This window comes from Thiomonas sp. TH-17, from assembly GCF_057473305.1.
Genome location: NZ_JBYCKI010000018.1, coordinates 1 through 5,711 on the forward strand (window position 1 = coordinate 1; position 5,711 = coordinate 5,711).

The 5,711-nt window shown below is 63.4% G+C and carries 4 protein-coding genes, 2 pseudogenes and 1 riboswitch; of the genes and pseudogenes, 1 reads left to right on the plus strand and 5 read right to left on the minus strand.

Annotated features, from left to right (window positions below; translation table 11 throughout):
* The 5 genes and pseudogenes from AC2VLV_RS01385 to AC2VLV_RS01405 form a co-directional block, all read right to left on the minus strand.
* Positions 1–463 (minus strand): annotated as a pseudogene (locus tag AC2VLV_RS01385) (phosphopyruvate hydratase); the annotation flags it as partial.
* A gap of 69 nt (positions 464–532) precedes the next feature.
* The gene (locus tag AC2VLV_RS01390) at positions 533–1,894 is read right to left on the minus strand and encodes a class I SAM-dependent methyltransferase (RefSeq protein ID WP_486988301.1); all 1,362 of its coding nucleotides are present in this window, start codon (positions 1,892–1,894) and stop codon (positions 533–535) included.
* Between the two features lie 222 nt (positions 1,895–2,116).
* A riboswitch (Fluoride riboswitch) is annotated at positions 2,117–2,194 on the minus strand.
* A gap of 71 nt (positions 2,195–2,265) precedes the next feature.
* Entirely contained in the window at positions 2,266–2,646 is a 381-nt protein-coding gene (locus AC2VLV_RS01395; protein ID WP_486988302.1) for an HIT family protein, read from the minus strand.
* Positions 2,643–3,260: a histidine phosphatase family protein gene (locus AC2VLV_RS01400; protein ID WP_486988303.1), complete on the minus strand. Its 618-nt coding sequence runs from the start codon at positions 3,258–3,260 to the stop codon at positions 2,643–2,645. The genes AC2VLV_RS01395 and AC2VLV_RS01400 overlap by 4 nt, the downstream gene beginning before the upstream one ends.
* Positions 3,261–3,335: 75 nt before the next feature.
* Positions 3,336–4,871: a Ppx/GppA phosphatase family protein gene (locus AC2VLV_RS01405; RefSeq protein WP_486988304.1), complete on the minus strand. Its 1,536-nt coding sequence runs from the start codon at positions 4,869–4,871 to the stop codon at positions 3,336–3,338.
* 134 nt (positions 4,872–5,005) lie between these two features.
* Between AC2VLV_RS01405 and AC2VLV_RS01410 the strand changes: the two are divergent.
* Positions 5,006–5,711, plus strand: a pseudogene (locus tag AC2VLV_RS01410) (polyphosphate kinase 1); the annotation flags it as partial.

Genomic DNA, 5,711 nt, shown 5'->3' on the forward strand with positions numbered 1-5,711 from the left:
TGAGCACGTTGAACATGGGCATGGGCAGCAGGTTCGACGGCTTCTCGCACAAGCTGCGATGCAGCGGCTCACCGCGCACCAGCGCGGCGGCGCGGGCGGCGGCCATGCTCACCGCCAGCAGCGCATTGGCGCCCAGCCGCGCCTTGTTGGGCGTGCCGTCGAGCGCGATGAGCGCCGCGTCGATCGCGGCCTGATCGCACACGTCGCGCCCTTTGAACGCCTCGGCGATTTCGCCCTCGATATGGGCAATCACCTTGCGTACCCCTTTGCCGAAATAGCGCTTCGGGTCGCCGTCGCGCAGTTCCACCGCCTCGTTGCTGCCGGTGGAAGCGCCCGAAGGCACCGCCGCCGAGGCGCGCACCCCCGACTGCAGCGTGATCGTGGCCTTGACGGTCGGCGTGCCGCGGGAATCGAGAATTTCCTGCGCGCGAATCGAAGAAATAAGAGCGTCTGAAGCAGGCATGACCTCTCCTTGAAGGGTGGACATCGGCGGCGCGAAACCGCGCCGTCGCACTCGCAAAATTACGCGCAACTACGCCGTCTGCGCTTCGGCCGGCGCCGCAACGACTTGCGGTTTTTCCGCGTCTGCCGAGCCTGCGCTTGCCTTGCCCGCATACTGGTAACTGCGGTTGAACGGATATTCGGACTGCCGGGCCCGCAGCACGCGGTCGCAGTCGATGCGGTCTTCCACAACACCATTCGCATGGCTTCCAAGAATCTGGAACAGCGAAATCCAACCCTGCTCAAACCCCATCGCCGACCCCGCGAGGTACAGCCGGTAAGCGCGCAAGGTCTTCTCCGCGTGATCGCCCAGCACGCGGCGGGCTTCGTCGAGATGGCCTTCGAGCGCATCGACCCAGTACCACAGCGTTTTGGCGTAATGCGGCCGCAGGCATTCCAGGTCAAGGGGCTCCAGGCCGCCGCGCGACATGGTCTCGGCCATTACGCTGACATGCACGAGTTGTCCACCCGGGAAGATGTATTTCTCGATGAAGTCGCCCATGCCGCCGGCGAGCTGGCTGTTGTCCACCCCGCCGGCGGTGATGCCGTGGTTCATCACCAGCCCGCCCGGTTTGAGCAGACGGCGGATTTTGCTGAAATACAGCGGCAGATGGGGACGGCCGACGTGTTCGCACATGCCCACCGAAGCCACCTTGTCGAAGGGCTTCGATTCGTCCACATCGCGGTAGTCCTGCAGCAGCATGCGCACCCGTCCCTGCAAGCCCTTTTCGACGATCAGCCGGTTCACATGGTTGTACTGATTCTTCGACAGGGTGATGCCGGTAGCGTCCACCCCATAGTGCTCGGCGGCCCACAGCAGCAGCCCGCCCCACCCTGCGCCGATGTCGATGAAGCGTTCGCCCGGCTTGAGCATGAGCTTGGTGCAGATGTGATCGAGCTTGGCTTCCTGCGCCTGCGCCAGGGTCATCGACGGCTCGGCAAAGTAAGCGCAGGAATACACCCGGCGCGGATCGAGCCACAGCGCGTAAAAATCGTCGGACACGTCGTAATGGCTCTGAATCTGCGCGGCGTCCTTTTCGCGGCTGTGGTGGCTGTGCTCCCACAGGGTTCGGCGCAAGCCTTGCCACATCCGCACGGTGGCGGCCGAAGGCTCGTTGCGCGGGTCGTCGTCAAGCAGCACCGGAGCGATGCGCATGAGGTCGCGCAGATTGCCCAGAATGTCCACCATCCCCTCGACATAATCTTCAGCCAGTTTGCCGATCTGCCCGGTGGTGATGTGCCATAGCGCCCGCTTGTCGCGCAGCCGCATTTCGATTTGCGCATTGCTTGGGCCAACCCGCTGCCCGCCAGGCAGCACCACACTGCACGACAGCGGAAGATGGGACAGGCGCGCGTCAACCCGGCCAAGAAGAGAGGATGAGATCGAAGACATACGGAACTCCTTTCAGATGTTGGCAAGCACGAACCGACGCACCTGCAGACACAGGCGCTGTGAACAAAGCGGAAGCATGAGTTGTTTTTGCGCTGACCGAGGGCGCTGGGCTGAAGCCCCGTCTTGCGCCTGCGGCAAGACATGACTGATCAATGGGGATGTAAACATCCAAAACTCCTCCCTGAAGGCGGCGCCCGCGGCACGGGCAGCGGGTCAACCGGGACATGGGTAGGAGTCATCAGCCTGGGGCGAAACCCCTATTGAGGCAATTGAACGGCGAACTCCATCGCCGCTTGTTGATTTGAATTTAGGCCATGAAATGCGCAGGGTCAATGTCCTGGGCGCTCAAGGTTGCGTCGAAATGCAATCGCTCAATACTTCTGCCGCGCCGGAATCACGCCGCGCACGCCGCCCAGCGGCTCTGCCATGTCGCCGTCGTAGCGCGGGATGAGGTGCAGATGCACATGGAAGATGCTCTGCCCGGCCGCGCGGCCGCAGTTCACGCCCAGATTGAAGCCATCCGGCCGATGCTCGCGCAGCAGCAGATCGCGGCCCCTTGCCGCCAGTTCAAGCAGCGCCTGATGTTCCTGCGGGGTGCAATCGAACCAGTCATCCACATGGCGAAAGGGAATGAGCAGCAGATGCCCCGGGTTGACAGGCGTGCGGTCATACACCGCAAAGCCCAGTTCGTTGTGCAACACCCAGGGCATGTCTTGACAGAACGGGCACTGCGGATCGCCTCCAGATTTCATGCCAATCCTCGCAGATGCGTGGTGTCGTTGACGAGTTGCAGTGCGACCTTGCCTTGCGCATCCACACTGAACAGGTTGAGGCAGCAAGGCTTTTGCGTGATGCGCCAGTAACCGGAAAGCGGCAGATCAAGCACGTGCAGCAGCAGCGCGCGGTTGACGCTGTCGTGCCCGACCAGCACCACGGTGTGGTCGGCATGACGCGCGAGCAGCGTCCGCAGCCCATCGGCAGTGCGCAGCGCCAAGTCCTGCAGCGACTCGCCGCCAGGAAAGCGCACCCATTGCGGCGCGCTTTTCCACAAGGCGTAGGTCTGCGGATGCGCTGCCTTCATCTCCTCGTGCGTCTTCCACTGCCACTCGCCGTAGTCGAGATCGTTCACCCCTTCGAGCACCTGCGCGCTCAGGCCGCAGGCGGCGGCAATGTCGGCGCCGGTTTCGCGGCAGCGCCCCATCGGGCTTGTGTAGACCGCCTGCGGAGAAAACTCGGCGGCGATGCGCTGCGCCACCGCCTTGGCCTGCTGGCGACCCAGTGCGGTCAGCTCCAGTTCCATACGCCCGCGAAAACGCTCGGGATGAATGCCTTCAACTTCACCATGTCGCGTGAGAATGATCTGCATCGTGTGCTCCAGTTTGAAAGGTCAGTACCGCTTTTGCGGCTTCTGCTCAAACATTACGTGGCAGGCATGACGCAATCAAGAAGGACTGTGTAACGCGACGTTCCAGTTCAGCCGCGCCCACTCGGCGGCCTCTTGGCGCAGGCTGTATTCGGTCAGCGGATTGCTTTTGAGCCAGGGCTCCGGAGCGACGATATCGAGCGGCGGCCGCAGGCCCGAGAGCTTCACGCCGGCCGGCTGATAACGCAGATGAAGTCCATCAATATCAACCGCCGTGCGGTTGCGCGCCAGGATGACTGCAAGGCGCAGCGCCATGACGGCGTCGAGATCGAGGTTCTCCAGATCGGCGGCGCTGAGTTTTTTCAGCTTGCCGGTGTGGGTCAACACCAGTTGCGCCAGCGCAGCCTGCTCACCGCGCGAAAAGCCCGGCATATCGGCGTTGGCCGCGATATAGGCCGAATGCTTGTGATAGGCGCTATGCGAAATCGACAGGCCGATTTCGTGCAACTGCCCGGCCCAGCGCAGCAGTCGGTGCTCGGCCTCAGTGGCGTTGGGGCGCAATTGCGCGTAAAGCCGCAGGGCCAGTTCAGTGACCCGTTGCGCCTGTTGGGCGTCGGCGCCGTAGCGCTGGGTGAACTGCAGGGCGGTGACTTCACGCATGTCTTGCGACTGCTCGCGCCCGAGCAGGTCGTAGAGCACGCCCAGGCGCAGCGCGGCATCGGTGACTTCCATGTGCTGGATGCCCAGTTCCTCGAACACCCCCAGCATGATGGCCAGCCCGCCGGCGGCGACCGGCACGCGGTCGGGTTTGAGCCCCTCCATGCGCAGTTTGTTGAGATTGCCCGCCCGCACGAAGGTGCGACGCAGTTCGCGCAACCCTTGCAGGGTGATGTCGCCCGGCTGGTCCGGCGGATTGAAACCGCTGCCGCCGATCATGTCGGCCAGCGCGCGCGCCGTACCGCTCGACCCCACCGCATGGTTCCAGCCATTGCGCTTGAAGTCGGCGGCGATGATCTGAATCTCCTTGCGCGCCGCAATCTCGGCGGCGCGCATGGTGGTCTCGTCCACCTGATTGCCCGGAAAGAAACGCTGGCTCATCGACACGCAGCCGATGTAGAGCGACTCCATCATCCCCGGCTCATAACCCTGGCCGATGATGAACTCGGTCGAGCCCCCGCCGATGTCGACCACCAGGCGCTTGCCCTGCACCACCGAGACCGAATGCGCCGCACCGATATAGACCAGCCGCGCCTCTTCCCGCCCGGCAATGACCTCGATCGGAAACCCCAGCGCCGCCTGCGCGCGCTGCAGAAACTGCGGCGCATTCTTGGCCACGCGCACCGTGTTGGTGGCCACGGCGCGAACGCGGTCCGGGTGAAACTGGCGCAGCCGCTCGCCGAAGCGCTGCAGGGTTTGCAACGCGATCTGCTGCGCGGCTTCCGACAGATACTTCTTGTCGTCCAGCCCCGCCGCCAAACGTACCGGCTCGCGCAATGAATCGATGGCATAGACCTGCACCCCCGCCGCACTGTCCTGCGCCCGTCCGATGAGCATGCGAAAACTGTTCGATCCGAGATCGACCGCGGCAAGGTGTTGATTGAGCAGGGTGGGCATAAGCAGCAATTGAACGTTGGTTTGATGACAGGTTTTTGAAAAATGTCATCAAGATTTCATCCGAAGCCGTCATTCTCGCTCGGTTTGTTCCCGGCACTGGCAAAATGCCAGTTGCTTTTCCGCCCGAACCCTTCATGTCCCATCCCGCCACCGCGCCTCGCCTGCTCAATCGTGAGCTGGGCACCCTCGAATTCAATCGCCGCGTGCTGTTTCAGGCGCTCGACGACACCAATCCCCTGCTCGAACGGCTGCGTTTTCTCAGCATCGTGTCGAGCAATATGGACGAGTTTTTCGAAACCCGCGTCGCCACCCTGCAAGACATGCTGGAAGCCGACCCGGCTTCGCACACGCCCGACGGCATGCGGGTGCGCGACGCCCTGAGCGAGATTTCCGAACGCGCCCACGCCCTGATTGCCGACCAGTACCGCGTGCTGCAACAGGCCGTGCTGCCCGCGCTCGACCAGCAGGGCATCCGCCTGTACCGCCTGCCCGACTGGACCGATGCGCAGCGCGCCTGGGCGCAGCATTATTTCGAGACCGAAGTCTCGCCCCTGCTCACGCCGATCGGCCTCGATCCGGCGCATCCCTTCCCCCGCGTCATCAACAAGAACCTGGTGTTTGCCGTGCAACTCGGAGGCACCGATGCCTTCGGCCGCAATATCGAACTGGGCGTGGTGCAGACCCCGCGCACCTTGCCCCGGGTCGTGCCCATGCCGCCGGAGCTGTGCGATGCACGTTACGGATTCATGCTGCTGTCGTCGTGCATGCAGGCGTTTGCCGGGCAACTGTTTCCGGGGCTCGAAGTGCTCGGCGTGCATCAGTTTCGCGTCACCCGCAACA

Coding starts and splice junctions, on each gene's coding strand:
- AC2VLV_RS01390 (WP_486988301.1), bottom strand. CDS start 1,894: ATGTCTTCGATCTCATCCTCTCTTCTTGGCCGGGTTGACGCGCGCCTG.
- AC2VLV_RS01405 (WP_486988304.1), bottom strand. CDS start 4,871: ATGCCCACCCTGCTCAATCAACACCTTGCCGCGGTCGATCTCGGATCG.
- AC2VLV_RS01395 (WP_486988302.1), bottom strand. CDS start 2,646: ATGAAATCTGGAGGCGATCCGCAGTGCCCGTTCTGTCAAGACATGCCC.
- AC2VLV_RS01400 (WP_486988303.1), bottom strand. CDS start 3,260: ATGCAGATCATTCTCACGCGACATGGTGAAGTTGAAGGCATTCATCCC.